This is a genomic window from Parafilimonas sp., from assembly GCF_047606085.1.
GTDB lineage: Bacteria > Bacteroidota > Bacteroidia > Chitinophagales > Chitinophagaceae > Parafilimonas.
The window spans coordinates 1-3,849 of record NZ_JASGEX010000208.1; the positions used below are offsets into that span (position 1 = coordinate 1).

Here is a 3,849-nt window from a genome sequence, read left to right on the forward strand (position 1 = left end):
ATAACATGATAGACTGATCAGATTTTTGTATCCTCAATACATCTTTTTTGGCCACTTCCCTTATTTGCTGCGGCGCAAAAGGGTTTTGAGAAACGTAGTAATTGTTATCATCCTGGCGAACAAGCCTCCCCAATATTGTACTGCCATCTTTTAATATAAAATTGGTGGCGGCATACTGGTCAGATATTTCCTTATCAGGATCAATCATAGCTTCCAAAATATCTTTAGTAGAAAACCTTGTGCCGAGCTGTGTAAGGTCTGGCCCGATGGAACCGCCGGAACCGGCCATGCTGTGGCAGGACGCACATAAAATTGCAGAAAATAAAACCTTGCCACGGCTAAAATCGCGGGGGCTGGTTGAATCGCTTTGTAAAACCTGTAAAGCTTCATCTGTCGCCCACTTACGGCCGGGGCCTTTTGGCCCGCCGCCGGGCGGCACTACGCTCCTGCCGTTGTTGGCGAGCAACGAATCGCCTGATATGGTTTTAAAATGCGCCAGTTCGCTGGAAGGCGCATTGCCCAGCGCATTCTTGCGGGCCTCATCAATATAACCTATGTAACTGTTGCCGCCTTTCTTTTCAAAAAATGTATAAAACAGTTTGAAATATTTTTCACGCTGTTCCGGCGCCCATCCGTCTTTTACCTTACTTAAAACCGTAGCGAGGAAAATCTTTTGCGCTGGGGGCCTGTTTGCCAGCATATTTGCTACATCCATTCCATAGCGCGGGTTTCTGAGGATGAGGTTTGAAGAAGCGGCGGAAGTATCTTCATCCACAGCATGCTCAATCAAATCCATTGTTTTAGGAATGATCTGCGGGTCGCCGATATATGCCAGCACCTTGCACAATTGCTGGTTAAGGATATTGCCCGTTGCCGGGTATTTAGGATCGAGATAAGCAATGAGCCTTTCTTTATAAGCCGCAGCAGGCAAGCCCATCCTGGAAAGCGTTAGCTCAAAAGCCCGCAGCAGGTCTGTTTGCTGATCGCTGTTTAAACGGGCATAATCAATTGCCATCAAGGCATCGAGCATTTGTGTTTCCACATTTTTATTGCCGTTGCGGGCCAGTGCAATTGTAGCCTGTGTTAAGGCAACCGGGTCTTTCTCCGCCAGGGCTTTTGCCTGCCATTGCTGAACAGGAAGGTGTTCTATGGCAATACGCGCTGCGTAACGAATGGCGCGGTCGCTGTTGCCAAGATAAGGCCAGGCCACATCAAGTGTGGAGGCATCGGTCTTTTCCTGATAGGCTTCCAGCTTTCTTCTTATTTCACGGGCTTTGGCCGCATCGGAAGTGTCATCGGTTGTTAATGCCGTTGTTTTTAAATCGTTATTACCGTAATAAACACGGTAAACGTCAGAGTTTATCCTGCGGCCGCCGGTAAGAAAATACATAGCGCCATCAGGGCCAATTGCACCGTCTGTAAGCGGCAATGGAGAGCCTGAAATAAACTCTTCTGCTTTGGCTTTATAGGTAGCGCCTTCCGGCTGTAATGCTATATGGTAAATAATGCCATAGCTCCAGTCGAATGCAAATAATCCCCTGCGGTATTTTTCAGGGAAACGGGTGTTCATCCCGCTCATAACATTAGTGGGTGAGCCGGGGCCGATGTTCAGAATGGCCGGAACATTGTCGGGATAAGCCGGCTGCCATTTGCCATTATTTTCGCGGTAGCCAAAATCTGCGCCGCTGGTTACATGGCATATACGTGTGGGGCGGTACCAGGGAAGGCCCATATCCCATTCCATATCAGAATCGTACGTAAACAATTCACCGTCTTCATTAAAAGCAATATCGAAAGGATTGCGGAACCCTGAGCTGAACAGTTCCCAGCGTGACCCTGTTGAATCTGTTTTGGCGATCCAGCCGCCGGGCGGCTGGCGGTTGTTGCCAAACCCGTTCGGGTCAAGCAATAACGGCAACAGGTTATCATTCTTCCAGGTGTTTGGAAGATAATAATTGTCCATACCGGGCAGGTCGGTAAAATTGCCCGCCACCACATACAAGGATTTTTTATCGGGCGATAAAACAATGCTGTGGGGCCCATGCTCGCCCTGCCCATACAGCCGTTTCATTACGGTAATCTTATCAAACTGGTCGTCGCCATTAGTATCCTGCAGGCGGTATAAGCCGCTTGGCCTTGTTTTATCAGCGCCTTCCCCTTCGTCGTTTACGGTTACGTATAAACTATTAAATGCCCAGAGAAGGCCGTGGGCCATACCCATTTTTATTTCGGCATGAGAAGTATCGCCCGGCACATTAATCTCCAGTTTATCAACCTTCATTTTATTAACAGTGGTATCTGCACCAATGGGGGGAACGGTAATACGGTACAGGTAACCGTATTGATCGCAGGCAATGATGCGCCCTTTATCATCAAATGTCATGGCCACCCATGAGCCTTCATTATTATCGGATGGATTATATAACCGTTCCACATGAAAGCCTTCAGGCACTTTTAATTTGGCTAATTTGGGGTCTAAACTTTCCTGTGCTTCTTCTTTCTGATGACAACCGGTCGTTGCTAAAAAAATGAATCCAACAATTGCAGGAAAGAATTTTAATAAAGCGTTTTTTTTATCATTCATGTACATAAGTTTCAAGGCCTAAATATAGGTTGTAATCAAACATTAAAAATAGGGCGTGAGGTCTGATTCATCTGCAGGCAATGGATAAAGCGTATCCAGGTTAGTAAACGCATTGCTTGGGGGCTCTGCATCAGAAGAATAATAATAATCGGCAGGACTGGCTACGACCCTTGCGCCATAAGCGGTAATAACAGAATTTACACTATCCGCCCTTACCAGGTCAAACCAGCGTTTATTCTCAAAAGCCAGCTCAACCCTTCTTTCCTGAAAGATGGCACTGCGCATATCTGCCTGTGAAGCGGCAGTGGTGGCCCCTAAGCCAGCCCGGGAACGCACCATATTGATATACGTGGCAGCTTTAGCAGGCTCGCCCTGTTCATTCAGGGCTTCGGCCAAAAACAACAATACTTCCGCATAGCGGTAAACCGGCCAGTCGGTTCCTGTAATTCCATATACAGAATGCGTTTTTGCATATTTTTTTATGTAAGGAAATACCTTATTGGTTCGGAGGGAAGTGCTAAGCGTTATGTATGCAATGGAAGCATCTTTTCTTTCATCATTGTCTTCATAGGCATTAATGATATCCGGTGTAGGAATGTTATTGCCTTCGCCCGTTAAAGACTGGGGATTGGAAACCCCGACAATGGATTCCAGTTCATCCGCCGTCATCGGGCGCGGAAGAAATGAATATATAAAGCTGCTGTTATAGCCTTCTGATCCTTCTAAAAACTGCACTTCAAATACAGATTCCGCATTATTCTTATTGCTTGCAGATTCAGAGAAAGCATCGTTATAATCAGCCATTAATGAATACTCACCGCTTTGTACCACATCGTCCAGCAGTGTTTGTGCGGCAGACCAGTTTTTTAATACAATATATACGTTTGCCAATAAAGTTTCGGCAGCACCGGATGTAACGCGGCCTGTTTCCTGCACTGATTTCAGCGGCAGCAAAGAAACTGCCTGGGAAGCATCGCTGATGATCTGGTCGTATATGGAATCTACGGAAGTAAGAGGCAATGCCGCTTCTTCCCTCGTGGTAACCGGCGTTAAATGAAGCGGCACTGCTCCAAACAGCCTTACCAGCTCAAAATAAGCATACGCCCTTAGAAAATAAGCCTGGCCTTTGATATTATTTTTAGAATCTTCATCGAAATCAACATCGTCTATCGAGGCAAAAATCTGGTTCGCGCGGGCAATGATCTGGTATTCCTGCCTGTACATATTAAGCACATACGTGTTGGTGGTTACCGATCCGGATACGG

At 46.6% G+C, this 3,849-nt stretch carries 2 protein-coding genes; both read right to left on the reverse strand.

Going from position 1 to position 3,849, the window contains the following annotated elements; genetic code table 11:
* Window positions 1–2,584, reverse strand: a 2,584-nt coding sequence (locus QM629_RS18765; protein WP_415161438.1) for a heme-binding protein, incomplete at its 3' end; no start/stop codon positions are given.
* Window positions 2,585–2,626: 42 nt separating this feature from the next.
* Window positions 2,627–3,849 (reverse strand): RagB/SusD family nutrient uptake outer membrane protein (locus QM629_RS18770; RefSeq protein ID WP_415161439.1); only part of this gene is annotated, 1,223 nt, incomplete at its 5' end.